The 19,922-nt window shown below is 62.2% G+C and carries 17 protein-coding genes; 7 read left to right on the forward strand and 10 right to left on the reverse strand.

Annotated features, from left to right (window positions below; translation table 11 throughout):
* Nucleotides 1-14 precede the first annotated feature (14 nt).
* The 6 genes from ACPYOP_RS31240 to hisB are packed head-to-tail and all read right to left on the reverse strand — an operon-like array spanning nt 15 to nt 3,681.
* Nucleotides 15-329, reverse strand: coding sequence for a phosphoribosyl-ATP diphosphatase (locus ACPYOP_RS31240; RefSeq protein WP_481414100.1), 315 nt, complete (start codon nt 327-329; stop codon nt 15-17).
* A gap of 14 nt (nt 330-343) precedes the next feature.
* On the reverse strand, nt 344-1,132 hold the full coding sequence (gene hisF / locus ACPYOP_RS31245; protein WP_481414101.1) for an imidazole glycerol phosphate synthase subunit HisF: 789 nt from the start codon (nt 1,130-1,132) through the stop codon (nt 344-346).
* Entirely contained in the window at nt 1,129-1,872 is a 744-nt protein-coding gene (gene hisA / locus ACPYOP_RS31250; RefSeq protein WP_481414102.1) for a 1-(5-phosphoribosyl)-5-[(5-phosphoribosylamino)methylideneamino]imidazole-4-carboxamide isomerase, read from the reverse strand. The genes hisF and hisA overlap by 4 nt, the downstream gene beginning before the upstream one ends.
* A 24-nt stretch (nt 1,873-1,896) precedes the next feature.
* Nucleotides 1,897-2,547 carry an imidazole glycerol phosphate synthase subunit HisH gene (hisH, locus tag ACPYOP_RS31255; RefSeq protein ID WP_481414103.1) on the reverse strand — a complete coding sequence of 217 codons (651 nt, stop codon included), beginning with the start codon at nt 2,545-2,547 and terminating at the stop codon, nt 1,897-1,899.
* A gap of 2 nt (nt 2,548-2,549) precedes the next feature.
* A complete protein-coding gene (locus ACPYOP_RS31260) occupies nt 2,550-3,047 on the reverse strand; it encodes a DUF2628 domain-containing protein (RefSeq protein ID WP_481414104.1) in 498 nt (165 codons plus the stop codon).
* Nucleotides 3,048-3,072: 25 nt separating this feature from the next.
* Complete coding sequence (gene hisB, locus ACPYOP_RS31265) at nt 3,073-3,681, reverse strand: imidazoleglycerol-phosphate dehydratase HisB (protein WP_481414105.1); 609 nt, start codon at nt 3,679-3,681, stop codon at nt 3,073-3,075.
* 212 nt (nt 3,682-3,893) lie between these two features.
* Here hisB and hslV point away from each other — a divergent pair, with 212 nt between their 5' ends.
* From hslV to ACPYOP_RS31295, 6 genes are all read left to right on the forward strand, one after another.
* Nucleotides 3,894-4,421 (forward strand): ATP-dependent protease subunit HslV, encoded by a 528-nt coding sequence (hslV, locus tag ACPYOP_RS31270; RefSeq protein WP_481414106.1) that lies wholly within the window; start codon nt 3,894-3,896, stop codon nt 4,419-4,421.
* A gap of 44 nt (nt 4,422-4,465) precedes the next feature.
* A complete protein-coding gene (hslU, locus tag ACPYOP_RS31275) occupies nt 4,466-5,776 on the forward strand; it encodes an ATP-dependent protease ATPase subunit HslU (RefSeq protein ID WP_481414107.1) in 1,311 nt (436 codons plus the stop codon).
* Between the two features lie 265 nt (nt 5,777-6,041).
* The gene (locus tag ACPYOP_RS31280; protein ID WP_481414108.1) at nt 6,042-6,995 is read left to right on the forward strand and encodes a DUF1402 family protein; all 954 of its coding nucleotides are present in this window, start codon (nt 6,042-6,044) and stop codon (nt 6,993-6,995) included.
* Nucleotides 6,996-7,113: 118 nt separating this feature from the next.
* Nucleotides 7,114-8,508 (forward strand): cytochrome P450, encoded by a 1,395-nt coding sequence (locus ACPYOP_RS31285; RefSeq protein ID WP_481414109.1) that lies wholly within the window; start codon nt 7,114-7,116, stop codon nt 8,506-8,508.
* Between the two features lie 406 nt (nt 8,509-8,914).
* Nucleotides 8,915-10,918, forward strand: coding sequence for a hydantoinase/oxoprolinase N-terminal domain-containing protein (locus ACPYOP_RS31290; RefSeq protein ID WP_481414110.1), 2,004 nt, complete (start codon nt 8,915-8,917; stop codon nt 10,916-10,918).
* 118 nt (nt 10,919-11,036) lie between these two features.
* On the forward strand, nt 11,037-13,205 hold the full coding sequence (locus ACPYOP_RS31295; protein WP_481414111.1) for a malate synthase G: 2,169 nt from the start codon (nt 11,037-11,039) through the stop codon (nt 13,203-13,205).
* A 375-nt stretch (nt 13,206-13,580) separates the two neighbouring features.
* Here the strand turns inward: ACPYOP_RS31295 and ACPYOP_RS31300 are convergent, their stop codons facing one another.
* Nucleotides 13,581-14,276: a L,D-transpeptidase gene (locus ACPYOP_RS31300; RefSeq protein WP_481414112.1), complete on the reverse strand. Its 696-nt coding sequence runs from the start codon at nt 14,274-14,276 to the stop codon at nt 13,581-13,583.
* 181 nt (nt 14,277-14,457) lie between these two features.
* Between ACPYOP_RS31300 and ACPYOP_RS31305 the strand changes: the two genes are divergently transcribed.
* Nucleotides 14,458-14,994 (forward strand): MmcB family DNA repair protein, encoded by a 537-nt coding sequence (locus ACPYOP_RS31305; RefSeq protein WP_481414116.1) that lies wholly within the window; start codon nt 14,458-14,460, stop codon nt 14,992-14,994.
* Nucleotides 14,995-15,052: 58 nt separating this feature from the next.
* Here the strand turns inward: ACPYOP_RS31305 and ACPYOP_RS31310 are convergent, their stop codons facing one another.
* The 3 genes from ACPYOP_RS31310 to hrpB all read right to left on the reverse strand — a co-directional run bounded on the left by ACPYOP_RS31310 (nt 15,053) and on the right by hrpB (nt 19,533).
* Nucleotides 15,053-15,640, reverse strand: coding sequence for an ActR/PrrA/RegA family redox response regulator transcription factor (locus ACPYOP_RS31310; protein WP_481414113.1), 588 nt, complete (start codon nt 15,638-15,640; stop codon nt 15,053-15,055).
* Between the two features lie 75 nt (nt 15,641-15,715).
* Nucleotides 15,716-17,053, reverse strand: a complete 1,338-nt coding sequence (locus tag ACPYOP_RS31315) for an ActS/PrrB/RegB family redox-sensitive histidine kinase (protein WP_481414114.1) — start codon at nt 17,051-17,053, stop codon at nt 15,716-15,718.
* 2 nt (nt 17,054-17,055) lie between these two features.
* Nucleotides 17,056-19,533 (reverse strand): ATP-dependent helicase HrpB, encoded by a 2,478-nt coding sequence (gene hrpB / locus ACPYOP_RS31320; protein WP_481414115.1) that lies wholly within the window; start codon nt 19,531-19,533, stop codon nt 17,056-17,058.
* Nucleotides 19,534-19,922: the final 389 nt, after the last annotated feature.

Consider the following 19,922-nt stretch of genomic DNA (forward strand, 5'->3'; position numbering starts at 1 on the left):
TCGTCATCGCATTCTTACCGGCTGGCCTTTTCCTGAAGGCCGGATTGGCTGGTGCGCCTTTCGAGCTCACCCATGACATTCTCTAACGGAATGCCGGCAATCTTCAATACGACCATAAGATGATATAGCAGATCGGCGGCCTCATAGGTAAGGTTGTCGCGATCGTTGGTGACCGCGGCCATGACGGCCTCGATCGCTTCTTCGCCCAGTTTCTTCGCCGCCTTCGGCTGACCGGCGGCAAAAAGCTTCGCGGTCCAGGATTCGTCCGGCGAAGCCTTGGAGCGCTCCTCGACGATTCGTTCGAGGTCGGAAAGGGTAAATCCGCTCATGGGTCCGCTATCTCCTAATCCAGCCGCATGGGAATGCCGCGCTCGGCCATGTAGCGCTTTGCCTCGCCCACCGAATAGGTGCCGAAGTGGAAGATCGAAGCGGCAAGCACGGCGGTCGCATGGCCTTCCTTGACGCCGGCAACGAGATCGTCGAGATCGCCGACGCCGCCCGAGGCAATGACGGGTACGCGCACCGCATCGGCGATCGCCCGCGTCAGCTCGAGATCGTAGCCGACCTTGGTGCCGTCGCGGTCCATGGAGGTCACGAGCAGCTCGCCGGCGCCGCGCTCGACCATCTTGCGGGCAAAATCGACGGCATCGATACCGGTCGCGTTGCGGCCGCCATGGGTATAGATCTCCCAGGCGCTCATATTGTCGCCGCCGGGTGCCTCGGTGCGCCGCCGCTTGGCGTCGATGGACACGACGATGCACTGGTTGCCGAATTTATCGGCCGCTTCGGCAACGAAATCGGGATTGTTGACCGCCGCCGAATTGATCGAAACCTTGTCGGCGCCGCAGAGCAGCAGCTTGCGGATATCGGCGATAGCGCGCACGCCGCCGCCGACCGTGACGGGCATGAAACATTGCTCGGCGGTGCGGGCGACCACATCGAAGATCGTGTCGCGATTGTCGGAGGAAGCGGTGATGTCAAGGAAGCAGAGTTCGTCGGCACCGGCGGCGTCATAGGCCTTGGCAGCCTCGACCGGATCGCCGGCATCAATGAGATTGACGAAGTTGACGCCCTTGACGACGCGGCCGTCCTTGACGTCGAGGCAGGGGATGACGCGGGCTTTCAGGGTCATTGAGCTGCCTCCTTGGCCTGCTTGATCAGGGCCAGTGCCTCTTTCGGATCGATACGGCCATCATAAAGCGCGCGGCCGGAAATCGCACCTTCCAGTTTGCGGGCGTCCGGCTGGATCATGCGGCGGATATCGTCAAGCGAAGCAAGCCCGCCGGAGGCGATGACGGGGATGGAAACGGCCTCGGCCAGTTCCAAGGTCGAGTCCCAGTTGATCCCGGTCAGGATGCCGTCGCGGTCGATATCGGTATAGATGATGGCGGCAACGCCGACGCCCTCGAATTTCTTGGCGAGCTCGATAACGCCGAGTTCGGAGGCCTCGGCCCAGCCCTCAACCGCCACCTTGCCGCCCTTGGCATCGATGCCGACGGCGATATGACCTGGATACCGACGGCAGGCCTCGACGACAAGCGCCGGATCGCGCACGGCGACCGTGCCGAGAATGACACGAGCGAGCCCGCGCGACAGCCAGTTTTCCATATGGTCCAGCGTGCGGATGCCGCCGCCGAGCTGCACCGGATTTTTCGTCGCCTTGAGAATGGCGTCGACGGCGGCGCCGTTGACGGTCTCGCCGGCGAAGGCGCCGTTGAGATCGACGACATGCAGCCATTCGAAGCCCTGGTCTTCAAAGGCTTTCGCCTGGGCGCCGGGATCAGGATTGTAGACGGTCGCCTGCTCCATGTCGCCGAGCTTGAGGCGCACGCACTGGCCGTCTTTTAGGTCGATAGCGGGAAAAAGAATCATGATGTCTGTCCTTGGGCGCGAGCCTTACGGCTTCCAGCGCAGGAAATTGGCGATCAGGGCGAGGCCGAGCTTCTGGCTCTTTTCCGGATGAAACTGTGCGCCGGCGATGTTGTCGCGGCCGACAAAGGCGGTCATCGGCCCGCCATAATTTGTCGTCGCGATGACATCGTCGCCGTGGTCGGCGGCCAGATGGTAGGAATGCACGAAATAGGCATGCAGCCCGTCCGGGCCGGTCTCGATCCCATCGAAGAGAGCGTGCGGGTGGCGGATGTCCAGCGTGTTCCAGCCGATCTGGGGAATTTTCAGGCCGGGATCGCTGGGCGTCATCTCCTTAACGTCGCCCTTGATCCAGCCAAAGCCCTGAGTCGTCGTTTTTTCCAGCCCACGCGACGACATCAGCTGCATGCCGACGCAGATGCCGAGGAAGGGGCGGGCCTTGTGTTCCACGACATCGACGACCGCTTCCGTCATGCCGGGTACGGCATCGAGACCGCGGCGGCAATCGGCATAGGCGCCGACGCCGGGAAGTACGATGCGGTCTGCGGTGGCGACGCGCTCGGCGTCATCGGTCAGGTCGATCTCCGCTTGGATGCCTGCCTCGCGGGCAGCCCGCTCGAAAGCCTTGGTGGCAGAGCGCAGATTGCCGGAACCATAGTCGATAATCGCGACGCGCATGATCAGCGTCCTCCGTCATAGCCGGGAAGGCCGAAGCTCGGGCCTGGGCGGCTGGTATTGGTGTTGATGGCCGGAATATCCCAATTTTGGGGATGGATATCCCGGCTTGGTTCCTGCTCCAGGCGGGAAAAGTGGATTTCCTCCGCTGTTGCCAGATCACGCGCCGAGATGAGATCGCCGACCTTCCAGCCGAGTCCGGCAAGACGATCGCTGATCGCATGCGGGCCTTCGAGGGCAGAGAGAACATGCACGCCCAGCAAAAGCGCGGCTCCGGCGGCAAAGAAGCCTGGCTGGCGCATCAGCTCCAGTGCAATGCCCTGCAACAGAAACGCGGCAATCGCATGCAGCCACAGGCGATGAAAGAGCATCCAGAGCGTCGGAAACAGGAACGCCTTCCACGAAAAGCCGTCGCGGATGAATCGCGTTTCGTCGCGATACCGATCCGATACTTCGGATCGGTTCGGCACTCCTGGCGGAGTCAAAATCAAATAGCTTGCCATCTCTTCACTTTCCCCATGATGGGGCTCAGGCGAGCGAGCCTTTCGTCGAGGGCACCCGGCCTGCCTGCCGCGGATCGATCTCGGTTGCGGTGCGCAATGCGCGCGCAACGGCCTTGAAGCATGTCTCGGCTATATGGTGATTGTTGGCGCCATAATGGTTGAGGATATGCAAGGTGATGCCGGCATTCTGCGCGAGCGCCTGGAAGAATTCACGCACCAGCTCGGTATCGAAGGTGCCGATCTTCGGGGCGCTGAACGAAACGTTCCAGACGAGGAATGGCCGGCCGGACAGATCGACGGCCGCTTTCGTCATCGTCTCGTCCATGGCGAGATCGATCGAGGCATAGCGGGTGATGCCGCGCCGGTCGCCCAGCGCCTTGGCAATCGCCTGGCCGATCGCGATGCCGGTATCCTCGACGGCATGATGATCGTCCACATGCAGGTCGCCCTTGGTGTCGATCTCCATGTCGATCAGCGAATGTCGCGACAGCTGCTCCAGCATATGATCGAAGAAGCCGACACCGGTCGAAATCGTCGATTTGCCGCTGCCGTCGATGTTGACGGAAACGGAGACCGAGGTCTCGTTGGTCTTGCGGGAAACGCTTGCCGTGCGGCTCGCTGCGGTCTCTGCCATGGGCTGCTCCATCGGAATACGGCCGTTCCATATCAGGCGTATCGGGAAATATCCAGAAGTTACGCGCGAGGCTTCGCGTTTAGCCGGCTTGCCGCCATCATTCGGGCGCGGCGGCCATTTGCAATCGCGAAAACCCCTCTTACATAGTTGCTGACGGGGCCGATACGCGGCCCGGCAGAAAGCCCGCCGGAACGGGGGCAAACAGGTGTTAAATGACGACAATCGTGACTATTCGCAAGAACGGCAAGGTCGTGATGGCTGGTGATGGCCAGGTGAGCCTTGGCCAGACCGTGATGAAGGGCAATGCGCGCAAGGTTCGCCGCATCGGCAAGGGTGATGTCATCGCCGGTTTCGCCGGCGCGACCGCCGATGCCTTCACCCTGCTCGAGCGCCTGGAAAAGAAGCTCGAACAATATCCCGGCCAGCTGATGCGCGCCGCCGTCGAACTCGCCAAGGATTGGCGCACGGACAAATATCTGCGCAACCTCGAAGCCATGATGCTGGTGGCCGATAAGAACATAACGCTCGCCATCACCGGCAACGGCGATGTGCTCGAGCCCGAACATGGCGCCATGGCGATCGGCTCCGGCGGCAATTTTGCCCTCGCTGCTGCGCTAGCGTTGATGGATAGCGACAAGTCTGCCGAAGACGTCGCCCGCCGCGCGCTCGACATCGCCGCCGACATTTGCGTCTACACCAACCACAATATGGTCGTCGAAACGCTCGATGCCGAAGCCTAAGTTCCTCTCTTGATAGTTTCTAGCCCTGACAGGGAACATACGAAATGACCACTTTTTCCCCCCGCGAGATCGTTTCCGAACTCGATCGTTATATTGTCGGCCAGCATGAGGCCAAGCGCGCCGTGGCGATCGCATTGCGCAATCGCTGGCGCCGGCAGCAGCTCGAACCCGACCTGCGCGACGAAGTCATGCCCAAGAACATCCTGATGATCGGCCCGACCGGCGTCGGCAAGACGGAAATTTCCCGTCGTCTCGCCAAGCTCGCCGGCGCACCCTTCATCAAGGTGGAAGCCACGAAGTTCACCGAAGTCGGCTATGTCGGCCGCGACGTCGAGCAGATCGTCCGTGACCTCGTCGAAGTCGGCATCGGCCTGGCGCGCGAAAAGAAGCGCGCCGAGGTGCAGGCCAAGGCGCATATGAGCGCCGAAGAGCGCGTGCTCGATGCTCTTGTCGGTGCCACCGCCTCGCCGGCGACGCGCGACAGCTTCCGCAAGAAGCTGCGTGACGGCCAGCTCGACGACAAGGAAATCGACATCGAAGTGGCCGATACCGGCTCCGGCATGCCCGGCGGCTTCGAGATCCCCGGCATGCCCGGCGCTAATATCGGCGTGCTCAACCTCTCCGAAATGTTCGGCAAGGCCATGGGCGGCCGCACGAAGAAGGTGCGCACGACGGTCAAGGATTCCTACAAGGAACTGATCCGCGACGAATCCGACAAGCTGATCGACAATGAGGCGATCCAGCGCGAAGCCGTGCAATCGGCCGAAAATGACGGCATCGTCTTCCTGGACGAGATCGACAAGATCGCCGCCCGCGACGGCGGCATGGGTGCCGGCGTCTCCCGCGAAGGCGTGCAGCGCGACCTGCTGCCGCTGGTCGAAGGCACGACGGTGTCGACCAAGTATGGTCCGGTCAAGACCGACCATATCCTGTTCATCGCCTCGGGCGCATTCCACGTCTCGAAGCCGTCGGATCTTCTGCCGGAACTGCAGGGCCGCCTGCCGATCCGCGTCGAGCTCCGGCCGCTGACCAAGGAGGATTTCCGCCGCATCCTGACCGAGCCGGAAGCCAGCCTCATCCGCCAGTACAAGGCGCTGATGGAGACGGAAGAGCTGAAGCTCGACTTCACCGACGACGCCATCGATGCTCTCGCCGATGTTGCCGTGCATCTGAACTCCACCGTCGAGAATATCGGCGCCCGCCGCCTGCAGACGGTCATGGAACGGGTGCTCGACGATATCTCCTATAATGCATCCGACCGCGCCGGCGTATCGGTGACCATCGACGCCGCCTATGTCCGCGAGCATGTCGGCGATCTCGCCAGCAACACCGACCTGTCCCGCTTCATTCTGTAGCAGGCCGGCGACGGCGATTTAAATACTAAGCACTCGACAGCGGGCCGTTAACTTTTTAGTTAGGGGCCCGTTTCTTTGTGTAGGATGGCTTTATTCGGCCTACTGCATAATTCCTTAAATCGGAATCGATTTAAGGATAAAATTATGCAGCAGCTTTAAAGTGCTACAGCGACCTTTGCGCGTCATATATGACGCGCGGCGCTGTAGATTATCCGTCAGGCAGCCGCACGGAAACATCGGTTGAAACTTCGACAGGACAGCCATCTTGCGACGCATACTGATCACCCTTCTCCTGGCGGTCGCCAGCCTTTCCTGGATGCCCGCCTATGCGGACGCGGCGACCGCGGTGCCTCCGGGCAACCGCAATGCCGAGCAGCCGCCGGTTCCCGGCGCCTCCGTGCGGCGCACGCGCGGTACGAATTCGACCTTTGAGCGCAAGTATCAGAAGGTCCGCGAACTGCTGGCGACCGACACCAAGCTGATGGCGAAGATCAAGTCGACGGCGCGGGCCTACGGCATCGAGCCGATCCACATCATCGGCGCGCTCGTCGGCGAGCACACCTATAATGTCGATGCCTATGACGGACTGCAGTCCTATTACGTCAAGGCGGCATCCTATGCCGGCCAGAGCTTTCGCTTCGCCTATAATGGTGAAAACGTCGACGATTTCGTCGCCCAATCGCAATTCGACGGCTGCAAGGGCAAGGGCGACTCCTACAGTCTCTGGACCTGCCGCGAGGATGTCTGGGAAGACGATTTCCGTGGCAAGACGGTCGGCGGCAAATCCTATCCCGACAATCGCTTCAGTGCCGTCTTCTTCCAGCCCTTCTATGCCGGCCAGACCTTCGGCCTCGGTCAGGTCAATCCGCTGACCGCGCTGGAACTCTCCGACCTCGTCAGCCGCACCTCGGGCGTCCCGAAGCTGGACGAGAAGGATGCCGGCGGCGTCTACAAGGCGATCATGGATCCGGATCTGTCGCTCGCCTTCGTCGCGGCATCGATCCGCAAGTCGATCGACGACTACCGCTCGATCGCGGGCATGGATATCTCAGGCAATCCAGGCATCACAGCGACGCTCTACAATCTCGGCAATTCCCGCAAGCGCGCCGCTGCCCTTGCCGCCAAGAACCGGAGCTCTTCGCAGCCGGTCTGGCCGGAGGAGAATTACTACGGTTGGCTCATCAATGATAAGCTGAGCGACCTGAAGTCTTTGTTGTAAGCATTCGGCGCGACGTCTTATCGTCTGGATTTTGCCAGCGGCGTCCGCCATATGGGATGGGTGCGCCGCTCGGCCGCATGATTAGGCAACGGCCCGGCCTTCGAGGAGAATGGATGTCATGGACATGATTCCGGAAGCCTTTTCCCCGCCGGCGCCGATCCCGCGTACCGTCCCGCCGTCGCGGTGGACGATCATCAAAACCATCCTGCGCAATCCGCTCGAACTTTGGGGCGAGCCGTCCTATACGCTGCCCTGGATCAAGACGAAATTCTTCAACGAGCGGACGCTGATCGTCAACGATCCCGGCCTGATCAAGCATGTCCTCGTCGACAATGCCGCCAACTACCGCATGGCCGATATCCGTCAGCTCGTGTTGCGGCCGATCCTGCGCGACGGGCTGCTGACGGCGGAAGGGCCGGTCTGGAAGCGCTCGCGCAAGGCGGTCGCTCCGGTCTTCACGCCACGCCACGCCCAGGGCTTTGCCGGCCAGATGCTGAGCCAAAGCCTGGAATATCTGCATAAATACGATGAGATCGGTGACGAAGGCGCCGTGTTCGATATCGCTACCGACATGACCGAGCTGACCTTCGCCGTTCTGGCGGAGACCTTGTTTTCCGGCGAGATCGTTACCGAAGGCGAGCATTTTGCCGATGAGGTCAATGAGCTCCTGCATCGCATGGGCCGGGTCGATCCCATGGATCTTCTGCGCGCCCCTGCCTGGGTGCCGCGCCTCACCCGCATCGGCGGTCAGCGCGTGCTCGACAAGTTCCGCGGCATCGTCCGCACCACCATGGACCAGCGGCTGGAAAAGATGCGCCGGGACAGAGCCAGCGCACCCGACGATTTCCTGACGCTGCTTCTCGAAAAGGCTGGCCCCGACGGCCTGACCATGGAGGAGATCGAGGACAACATCCTCACCTTCATCGGCGCCGGGCACGAGACGACCGCCCGAGCATTGGCATGGACGCTCTATTGCGTCGCCAATAGCCCGCATGTTCGCGAGGCCATGGAAGGGGAAATCGACCGGGTGCTTGCGACCGACGCCGAACCGGTCGCCTGGCTCGACCTGATGCCGCATGTCCGCGCCGCCTTCGAGGAGGCGATGCGCCTCTATCCGCCGGCGCCGTCGATCAACCGGGCCGCGATTGCCGATGACGAATGGACGAGCGCCAAGGGCGAGCGCGTGACGATAGAAAAGGGGATCACCGTCCTGATTATGCCCTGGACGCTGCATCGCCACGAACTCTACTGGGAAAAGCCGCGCGCCTTCATGCCAGAGCGCTTTCTTCCGGAGAACCGCGCCAAGATCAACCGCTTCCAGTACCTGCCCTTCGGCGCCGGCCCGCGCGTCTGCATCGGCGCGACCTTTGCGCTCCAGGAAGCCGTCATCGCCCTTGCCGTGATGATGCGCCGCTTCCGCTTCGACCTGACTGACGAGACCGATCCCTGGCCGGTGCAGAAGCTGACGACCCAGCCGCGTGGCGGATTGCCGATGCGGGTCAAGAGGCGATAGTCGGCGAGGAGACCGTAGTAGCCTCGAATATGACGCACCTTCATTACCCCCTCTGTCGCTTTCGCGACATCTCCCCCACAAGGAGGGAGATTGTTGGGAGTTTGACGCTCGTTATCCATAAAATGGCAAACTGCGATTTCAACAAGGTCGATGTTTGCTCTAGGCGAGTGGTCGCTGCAGGTTACCAATCTCCCCCCTTGTGGGGGAGATGTCGCGATAGCGACAGAGGGGGGCGCAGCCTCCAGGAAACACACCGCCGACAGTAAGTAAAGAACAGCCTAAACCAATGAAATTGCTTTCTCGCCCGCCAAGGGCGAGATAGGTTCTGCGTTCGCCGCTTCGCTCATATCTTCATCGGCGTTGTGGAAGTTCATAGTCATCACCGGTTCAGAGGTTTTATATCAGCGTGACGTCTCATTTCCTGCTCGGCATCGATACGGGTGGAACCTACACCGATGCCGTTCTCTTCCATGAAACCGATGGCGTGATCGCCAAGGCGAAATCGCTGACCACGCGGCATGATCTGGCCGTCGGCATTGCCGGCGCCGTCGATGCCGTCATTGCCAAGGCCAGCATTCCCGTCTCGGCGATCGGCCTCGTATCGCTGTCGACGACGCTCGCCACCAACGCGCTGGTCGAAGGGCAGGGCGGCCGCGCCGGGCTGATCATGATCGGTTTCGGGCCTGATGATCTCAAGCGCGATGGCCTTGCGGAAGCATTGGGATCCGATCCCGTGCTCTATCTCCCCGGCGGTCACAATGTGCATGGCAATGAAAATCCGCTCGATCTGACGACGCTGCGTGACGCATTGCCGGAGCTGGCGAAATCGGTCTCCTCTTTCGCTGTCGCCGGCTATTTTGCCGTGCGGAATCCGGCTCATGAAATCAGGGTGCGCGATTGCATCCGCGAGCTCTCGCATCTGCCCGTCACCTGCAGCCATGAGCTCTCCTCGAAGCTCGGCGGTCCGCGCCGCGCCCTGACGACGCTGCTGAATGCCCGGCTTGTCTCGATGATCGATCGCCTCGTCGGCGCCTGCGAAGGGTTTCTGGCGCTGCGCGGCATTGCCGCGCCGATGATGGTGGTACGCGGCGACGGCGCTTTGATTTCGGCTGACGAAGCCAAGCTCAGGCCGATCGAAACCATTCTGTCCGGCCCGGCGGCGAGCCTCGTCGGCGCGCGCTATCTCACCGGTCTCGACAATGCCGTCATTTCCGATATCGGCGGCACCACCACCGACGTCGCCGTCATGGAGGATGGCCGGCCGCGGCTGGATGCCGATGGCGCTGTGGTCGGAGGCTATCGCACCATGGTCGAGGCCGTCGCCATGCGCACCTACGGTCTTGGCGGCGATTCCGAAGTGAAGATCAATGACCGCGGCCTTGTCGCCGCTTTCGAGCTCGGGCCGCGCCGGCTGCTACCGCTGAGCCTCGTCGCTCATATGCATGGCGACACGGTGCTTGAAGTCCTGGAGCAGCAGCTGCGAGCACCGCATCTCGCCCGCAATGCCGGCCGCTTTGCACTCCGCACCGGCGTTCCGGATCATCTGGCAAGCGGTCTTACGGCGCCGGAGCAGGCACTGTTCGACCGGATCGGCGCCGTTCCCATAGCGCTGGACAAGCTTCTGACGATGACATCGCAGAAGGCGACGCTGGATCGGCTTGTCGCGCGTGGCCTCGTGCACCTGAGCGGCCTGACGCCCTCGGATGCCATGCATGTGCTCGGTCGGCAGGGCCAGTGGAATGCTGCGGCGGCCCGCCTCGGGCTGGCTTTGGCGATGCGGCTGAAGGATGGCTCCGGGCGCGTCATCGCTGCATCCGTCGAAGAACTGGCCCAGAAGATCGTCGATCAGCTCACGCGCCAGTCCGCGGATGTCATTCTCGCCGCCTGCCTGGCCGAAGATGGCGTTGCTGATCTCAATCCGGCCAAATCCATCTCCATCGATCGCGCCCTTCGCCGCGTGCCGGGGATCGCCCGCTTCGCCATTTCGCTCGATCGGCCTTTGGTCGGCCTCGGCGCTTCCGCCCCGGTCTATTATCCTGCCATCGCGGAAATGCTGGCGACGGAGAGCGCCATTCCCGCCGATTCGGATGTTGCCAATGCCGTCGGCGCCGTGGTCGGCCAGGTGCGCACCAGCGTTACCGTTTTCGTCACCATGCCGGAAGACGGTATCTATGTGCTGAACGGCGCCGGTGAGAGCCTGCGCTTCACCGATGAGGATCGGAGCTTCGCCGAGGCCCGCTCGCGTGCCGCCGAGGCGGCGATGGCGCAGGCAAGGCTCAATGGCGCGGTGGATCTCGTGTTGGCGATGGATGAGCAGGTGGATGCGCCTGAAGTCGAGGGCAATCGAAAACTGATCGAGGCGCGGTTCATCGCGACGGCAAGCGGCCGCCCGCGAATCGCCACGGATTGATTATTTCCCAGAGCGCATAAATCTTTCGAACTATTGCCAAATTGACGGAAGCGAAACCATCGGCAAAGTGGCAGCATGTGAAAAATGAGCCAAAAGATGGCCTTGAGGAGTATTTGGCATGAGCCGCATTGAGAAGAACGGGCTGCAGATCGAACCGGTACTTTATGATTTCCTCGTCAAGGAAGCGCTGCCGGGTTCGGGCATCGACGCCGACACCTTTTTTGCCGGCTTCTCCAAGATCGTCCACGATCTCGCGCCGAAGAACCGCGAGCTGCTCGCCAAGCGCGATCGCATGCAGGAAACGCTCGACGATTGGTATCGCAAGAACGGCGCGCCCATCGATCTCGCCGCCTACGAAGCCTTCCTTCGCGACATCGGCTATATCGTGCCCGAAGGCCCGGCCTTTACGATTTCGACCGCCAATGTCGACCCGGAAATATCAGAAATCGCCGGCCCGCAGCTCGTCGTTCCCGTCATGAATGCCCGCTATGCGCTCAATGCCGCCAATGCCCGTTGGGGATCGCTTTACGATGCACTCTACGGTACCGACGCCATTCCCGAGACTGATGGCGCCGAAAAGGGCAGGGGATATAACCCCAAGCGCGGAGAGAAGGTTATCGCCTGGGTTCGCGATTTCCTCGATTCGGCAGTGCCGCTGGCCGGCGCGAGCTGGAAGGACGTCATCGGCCTTGCTGTGAAGGATGGCGCGCTGGTGATCACGACGAAAGGCGGCGCCGCAAAATTGGCGGATGGCAGCCATTTCGCCGGTTATCTCGGCGACGCGGCGACGCCGTCACATGTCCTGCTGAAGCAGAACGGCATCCATATCGAAGTCGTCATCGATGCCGGCACCGATATCGGCAAGGCCGACCCGGCCAATATTTCCGATGTCCGCCTGGAATCGGCAATCACGACGATCATGGACTGCGAGGATTCGATCGCGGCCGTCGATGCCGAGGACAAGGCGGAAGTTTACCGCAACTGGCTCGGCCTGATGAAGGGCGACCTGACCGAGGAAGTCGCCAAGGGCGGCAAGACCTTCACGCGCCGGCTCAATCCGGATGTCACCTATACCGCGCCGGATGGCAGCAGCTTCGATCTGCACTGCCGCTCCCTCATGCTGGTACGCAATGTCGGTCACCTGATGACCAATCCGGCGATTCTCGACCGTGACGGTAACGAGGTGCCGGAAGGCATCATGGATGCCGCCATTACCGGCCTGATCGCGCTCTACGACATCGGCTCGAACGGCCGCCGCAAGAATTCGCGCGCAGGCTCCATGTATGTCGTCAAGCCGAAGATGCACGGCCCCGAGGAAGTCGCCTTCGCGGTCGAGATCTTCTCGCGCGTCGAGGACCTGCTTGGGATGCCGCGCAACACCATCAAGATGGGTATCATGGACGAGGAGCGCCGCACGACGGTCAACCTCAAGGAGGCGATCCGCGCCGCCCGTGAGCGCGTCGTCTTCATCAATACCGGCTTCCTCGATCGCACCGGCGATGAAATCCACACCTCGATGGAAGCAGGCCCGATGATCCGCAAGGGCGACATGAAGCAAGCGGCTTGGATCGCGGCCTACGAGAACTGGAACGTCGATATCGGCCTGGAATGCGGCCTCTCCGGCCACGCCCAGATCGGCAAGGGCATGTGGGCGATGCCGGACCTGATGGCGGCCATGCTCGAGCAGAAGATCGCGCATCCGAAGGCCGGCGCCAACACCGCCTGGGTGCCGTCTCCGACGGCGGCGACGCTGCACGCCACCCATTATCATCGCGTCAATGTCGCCGAAGTGCAGCAGGGCCTGAAAAGCCGCTCCCGCGCCAAGCTTTCCGATATTCTCTCCGTGCCGGTCGCCTCGCGGCCCAATTGGACGCCGGAGGAAATCCAGCGCGAGATCGACAACAACAGCCAGGGTATCCTCGGCTATGTCGTGCGCTGGGTCGATCAGGGCGTCGGCTGCTCCAAGGTTCCCGACATCAACAATGTCGGCCTCATGGAAGACCGCGCCACCCTGCGCATCTCAGCGCAGCACATGGCCAACTGGCTGTATCACAAGGTCATCAGCGAAGCGCAGATTCTGGAAACGATGAAGCGCATGGCCGCCGTGGTCGATCAGCAGAATGCCGGCGACCCGCTCTACAGGCCGATGGCCGGCAATTTCGATAGTTCGATCGCCTTCCAGGCAGCTCTCGATCTCGTCCTCAAGGGCAGAGAGCAGCCGAACGGCTACACCGAGCCGGTCCTGCACCGCCGCCGCATCGAGCTGAAGGCGAAGCAGGCGGGGTGATGATTCGTTTGTGATGTTTTGTGGCGCAGGGCGATGCCTGGCAAGATTCCCTCTCCCTTCGGGGAGAGGGCAGGGTGAGGGGGTGTCACCGCGAACGCGAAATACCCTTTTCTATAAAATTTCCGCTTTTCTTCGAATCGCGAAAATGCCCTATCTTCTTGTTTTTCTACGCATTCCGGACGGAAAACCGCTGCGCACTTTTCCTCGAAATGCTCTAAGGAATTATTTCTTTACCGCGCCCCCTCATCCGCCCTTCGGGCACCTTCTTCCCCGAGGGGAGAAGGGATTTTCGGCGGGTTCAGCTCTCAGCATCAAACAAAAAAGGCCACCGGATACCGATCCGGCGGCCTTTTCAAATTCCGATTGCCAGCAAAATTACTGGATAACGACGACCTTGGTGCTGTGACCCGGCAGGACGCGGCTATAGAGGTCGATGACGTCCTGGTTCATCAGGCGGATGCAGCCCGAGGAAGCGGCCGTGCCGATCGACGCCCATTCCGGCGTGCCGTGCAGGCGGAACAGCGTGTCCTGGCCCTTTTCATTGTAGAGATACATGGCGCGCGCGCCGAGCGGGTTCGACAGGCCAGGATTCATGCCGCCATCGACATATTTGGCGATTTCCGGACGGCGGACGGCCATTTCCTTCGGCGGATGCCAGCTCGGCCATTCCTGCTTCCAGGCAACGTAAGCGGTGCCGGACCAGGCAAAGCCCTGCTTGCCGACGCCGATGCCGTAACGCATCGCTTCGCCATTGCCGAGGATGTAGTAGAGATGGCGCTCGCGCGTGTTGACGATGATCGTGCCTTCAGCCTCATCGGACTTGTAGGAAACGATCTGACGGCGGAACTGCGGCTTTACCCGCTGGATCGGGATCGCCGGCAATTCGAAGCCGTTGTCGCTCGTGATGCCGTAGTCACTATCGAACGTCTTGATAGTGTCGGCTGCGGGAGCAGCGGCAATGGTGGCGGGATTGGCAACGGCGGAGGGCTTGGCTGCGGCGGTCGTGGCATAGCCAGCCGTTGCGAGCGTTGCGACAAGGCCGAGTGCGGTCGTAGCATTACGGATGCGCATGGAAGTCTCTTGAAATTTCGTGGCGGGGAACGGATGGTTATCTACCATCTTTGTCTACAGTTTATTTTCCATTAAACTTAGCTTTGCAAGCGGCTCTGGCCCTACAAAAATAGCGCCGGCGCGCAAATTAGAAGGACATGGTTTTTTTGCAACAACGCTTGCCCTGTTCCCGGGACAATTCATGACGATTTTGAACGTTTACAATAACAATCCGTTAATAGATGGCCGGCAGTCGGAACGGGCCATGCTTGTACGCAAGGGCGTGCAACTATTACTGCACGACATGCGTCACGCGGTCTTGCCAGAGTTGCCGCTTGCCAGTGGTCGCCGCGCCGACCTCATCAGCCTCTCGGAAAAGGGCGAGATCTGGATCATCGAAATCAAGACGTCGATCGAGGATTTCCGGGTCGACCGCAAATGGCCCGAATACCGGCAGCATTGCGATCGGATGTTCTTTGCGACGCATAAGGACGTGCCGCTCGATATCTTTCCGGAGGATTGCGGACTGTTTCTATCCGATGGCTACGGCGCCCATATGCTGCGCGAGGCGCCGGAGCATCGCCTGCCGCCGGCGACGCGCAAGTCGGTGACGCTGAATTTCTCGCGCGCCGCCGCTCAGCGCCTGCTGCTGGCCGAATGGGCGACGGGCAAAGATTTTGCCTTCTCCCCCCGGGGAGAAGGTGCCCGAAGGGCGGATGAGGGGGGCGAGGAGCGTTAGCTCGGAGCGCTCCTTAAATCCGCGACCACGCGGTCTTCTTCTCACGCAGGCAAAGGCGCTATTTTGGCGCCCGCTTGGCGAGGATGCGCTGCAGCGTGCGGCGATGCATGTTGAGGCGGCGGGCCGTCTCGGAAACATTGCGCTCGCACATTTCATAGACACGCTGGATATGTTCCCAGCGCACCCGATCGGCCGACATCGGGTTCTCAGGCACCTCGGCTTTTTCGCCGGGGCGCTGCGTCAGCGCCGCGTAGACGTCGTCCGCGTCTGCTGGCTTGGCGAGATAGTCGAGCGCGCCGAGCTTGACGGCGGTCACCGCCGTCGCAATGTTCCCGTAGCCCGTCAGGACGACGATATGCGTATCGTCGCGCCGCTGGCGGATCGCCTCGATCACGTCCAGCCCGGTGCCGTCGCCCAGACGAAGGTCGACCACGGCGTATTTGGGCGGGTTCGTCTTGGACTTGGCCACGCCTTCCGCCACCGATTCCGCCGTCTCGACTGCAAAGCCGCGCGTTTCCATCGCGCGTGCCAGCCGGCGGAGAAACGGGCCGTCGTCATCGACGATCAGCAATGTGGCATCCGGGCCGATATGGGCCGCGGCATCCTTCGTTTCCGCGTGTGGGGCAGCGCTCTCTTTTTCAGTCATTTCATCTTCTATCCCGGCGACCATCCGCCTGCATATTCAACCGATTTTGACGATCGCTGTTTTAAGCCGTGAAAATCATTTTGTCGAATTACTGTCGATCAGCACGCGCGGCCATTCGACGCGGACGCGCGCTCCCGCCGCCTCCGGATCGCGATTGCCGAAGGAAAGCGCGGCACCCGACCGTTCGAGCAGCGTCTTGGCGATGAAGAGGCCGAGCCCGAGGCCGCCGGCAGTATCGTCGCGCTGGCGTGATGTGACGTAGGGTTCGCCGATTCGCGCCAGTATTTCCGGCGAATAGCCGTTGCCGTCGTCCTCGATGACGATAGTCAGAGTGTCGGCGCTATACTCCACGGTGATGGTCACCGTCTTGCGGGCATAGTCGACCGCATTTTCGATGAGGTTGCCGAGACCGTACATGATGCCGGCATTGCGGCTGAGAACGGGCTCGCCGGAGCGCGGGCTTTTCTCGATCAGCTCCAGCGCGATCCCGAACTCGCGGTGCGGCGCGATGATCTCTTCCATCATCGATGACAGCGTCAGCCGCCGCATATGCGCCTCGTCTTCCGAAGAGAGCGTCGTCAGTCGCCGCAGGATGTCGCGGCAGCGTTCGCTCTGGCTGCGCAGCAGCGCCACGTCCTCGCGGAAGCGATCGTCCTCGCGCAGTTCGCGCTCCATCTCCTTGGCGACGACGCTGATGGTCGCAAGCGGCGTGCCGAGCTCGTGCGCCGCGGCTGCCGCCAGCCCGTCGAGCTGCGACAGGTGCTTTTCCCGCTGCAGCACCAGTTCCGTCGCCGAGAGCGCGTCGGCGAGCTGCGAGGCCTCCATGGAGACGCGATAGGCATAGAAGGCGGCAAAGGCCATGGTGGAGGCAATCGAGCACCAGACGCCGAGCTGCATCACATTGTGGACGTTGACGGGGATGCCTTCATACCAGGGAAGCGGAAAGGGCGAGAAGGCAAGGCCGGTAATGCAGATCATCGCCAGCAGGATCAGCGGCATGCTGTAGCGGATCGGCTGCGAGGCGAAGGAAATGATGACGGGCACGCAGACCAGCGCCGAGAAGGGATTGGCAAGCCCGCCGGTGATCAAAAGCAGCCCGCAAAGCTGCAGGAGATCGAGGCTCAGCAGGGCGAAGGCTGCCGGCGGCTCCAGCCGGTGCGTCGGCGGATAGCGCAGCGTCAGGAAAAAGTTGATCCAGGCAAGGCAGGCGATCAGCACGCAGCAGGGCAGGAGCGGCATGGGAAACTTCAGCCAGAAGGCGACGATCATCACGGTCACCGTCTGGCCGCCCACAGCGAGCCAGCGCAGGCGCACCAGCGTCTGCAGTCTCAGACGCCGGCTGGTATGGTGGTCGTCCTGCGCCTTGATCTCGGCCTCGGACAGCTTTTCCAGTCCTCGGAAGAAGCGTGCCATTGTCAGGTCCCCCGTGGCTTGACGCGTGTGGTCGGCGGAGCATCGGCCGGATCTTCCGGCCAGGGATGCCTCGGGTAGCGCCCGCGCATGTCGGCGCGCACATCCTTCCAGGAGCCCGCCCAGAAGCCGGGCAGGTCGCGCGTCGTCTGGATCGGCCGGTGCGCCGGCGATGTCAGCTCCAGCACCAGCGGCAACCGGCCGCCGCCGATCGCCGGATGCTGCTTCAATCCGAACAGCTCCTGGACGCGAATGGTCAGAAGCGGCTCCTCGCCGTCATATTGTATCGGATGGCGCTGGCCGGTCGGCGCTTCGAAATGCGTCGGTGCCATCCGGGCGAGATCACGCTGCAGCTCACGCGGCACCAGCGACATCAGCCCGTTGGAAAGCCCGCCGGAGGAGATATCGGCGAGGCCGCGCGCATCGGCCTGAAACGGCGAGAACCATTCATCGAGCCGGGCAAGCAGAGCTTCGTCACTCATATCAGGCCAAGGTGCGCCGATCGTCCGATATAGAAAGCCGATTCTGTCGCGCAGCTGCGCCGCCTCCTTGGAAAAAGGCAGCACGCCGATCCCCAACTCGCGAATGCCCTCGGCCAGTGCCTTTGCCGCCAGCTCGCCGGAAGGGCGCGGCAGGGGCGTTTCCTCAAAGATGATGGCGCCGAGCCGTGTCGCCCGCCGCGCGCGTACCTGACGGCTCGCTCTGTCGAAAAAGCTCTGATCTTCGGTGCGGATCTCGCCCGGCAGATGCTCTTCGACATCGGCGCGGGAAATCTCCGCCGCAGCCAGGATGCGCGCCTGCGCCGCCCGGCCGGTCAGGTCGGCAATGACAAGCATCTGCGAGCCGGCAAGCCGCTCGGTCTCCGGCAGTTCCGCGCCGCGCCCATTGGCCATGACGAAGCGTCCCCGCCCGCCGCGCTGCAGGGCGATCCGGTCGGGAAAGGCATGCAGAAGCAGCGCGCCGGTGAGTGGACAAGTAGAAGAGACGGGGTTGCTGTAGCCGCCCGCAGCCTGGGCGAGGCGCCCGGCCAGGCGGCGCGAGGCTTCCGCCCGTTCGCCCTTCTCCGTTTTGAAGCGCCGCAGCCGGTCTTCCAGGTCGATGCTTTGCCCGCCGAGCCCCTGTTCGGTCAGTAGTACCGCCAGCAAGGCGGCCTCGCGCGCCTGGCCGAATTCGGCGGCCGAAATCACCATGGCCGCCAGCCGCGGCGGCAGGGCGAGTTCCCGCATCAGCCGGCCGCGCGCCGTCAGCCCGTTTTCCGTGTCGAGCGCTCCGAGCTGCCGCAGCAAGGTCCGCGCCTCGGCAAGCGTTATCGCGGGAGGCTGGTCGACAAAGGCAAGCGTCGCCGGATCCTGTACGCCCCAATGGGCCAGATCGAGCGCAAGACCTGAAAGGTCGCTGGAAAGGATCTGCGGCGGCGTAAAGGCCGGAAGTGCCGCCGTCTGGCCCGGATGCCACAGGCGAATGGCGATACCCGGCTCGGTTCGCCCGCCTCGGCCGGCCCGCTGGTCGGCCGAGGCGCGAGAGACACGCACCGTCTCCAGCCGCGTGATGCCCGTGGAAGCCTCGAAGACCGGCAGCCGCTGCAATCCGCTGTCGATGACGATACGCACGCCGTCGATGGTGATGGAGGTTTCGGCGATCGAGGTGGCAAGCACGATCTTGCGGGTGCCCTGCGGTGCAGGCCGGATCGCCGCATCCTGCTCTTTCTGGCTGAGATTGCCGAAAAGCGGCGCGATCATCGTCTCCGGCTCAAACCGGCCCTCGAGCCGTTCGGCCGTACGGGTGATCTCAGCTTGTCCGGGTAGGAAAGCGAGAATGGAGCCCTGTTCGCGCGCATGCACATCGAGGATTGTCCGCGTCACCGTATCCTCGATCCGCTCTCCCGCCGGCCGATCCTGATGGCGGATGTCGATCGGGAAGCTGCGGCCCATGCTTTCGATGACAGGCGGATGGTCCAGCAGGGTCGCGACGCGCTCCACGTCCAACGTTGCCGACATGACGAGGATGCGCAGATCGTCTCGCAGCGCCGAATGCACGTCGAGCGCCAGCGCCAGGCCGAAATCGGCATCCAGCGAGCGCTCGTGGAATTCGTCGAAGATGACAGTGGAGATGCCGGAAAGTTCGGGGTCGTCGAGGATCATCCGGGCGAACACGCCCTCCGTCACCACTTCGATGCGGGTTCGGGAGGAGATACGGTTGTCGAGCCGCATGCGATAGCCCACCGTATCGCCGACCTGTTCATTCAGCAGTGAGGCCATGCGGGCGGCTGCGGCCCGCGCCGCCAGCCGTCGCGGTTCCAGAAGAATGATCCTGTCGTCGCCGCGCCATGCCTGCCCCAATAGATAAAGCGGCACCAGCGTCGTCTTGCCGGCGCCGGGTGGCGCGGAAAGCACGGCGCGTCGATGGTCGGCGAGTGCGGTACCGATGTCGGCAAGCACATGCGAGACCGGAAGTTCCGGCAAGGAAGGCGTCTTATGGGTCACGCCTTCAGGCTCCGTACATGTTCACAAGTAGCTATCGCGGCCCTGAGGGCTTCGAGCGCCGCGATCAAAGCCGGCCAGGGACGCCCTGCGCGCGTCCGCTCTTCATTGAGAAGCAACATGCTCCGCTCCATATAATCAGTCGATGTCTATTAGGTCTTGGGCGTTCAGCTGGCAATGAGACGCGGAAAGAGCGCGTTGGCAGGGCTGCGTCGGCTGATTTGTGGGCGGCTGTTTAGGCGATTCTAGCCACGGACATAAAACGAATCCTGAAACACCCGTTCCCTTAGTATAATTTCGCTCCTATTTTCAATGCATCACAAATATCCTTTACAAATCAGACAGTTACAAAAATGTCAGAATTTTTACAATGGGAGTGTTGACTTGGTTCG

This window comes from Rhizobium sp. KNZ2-6A (assembly GCF_056755475.1).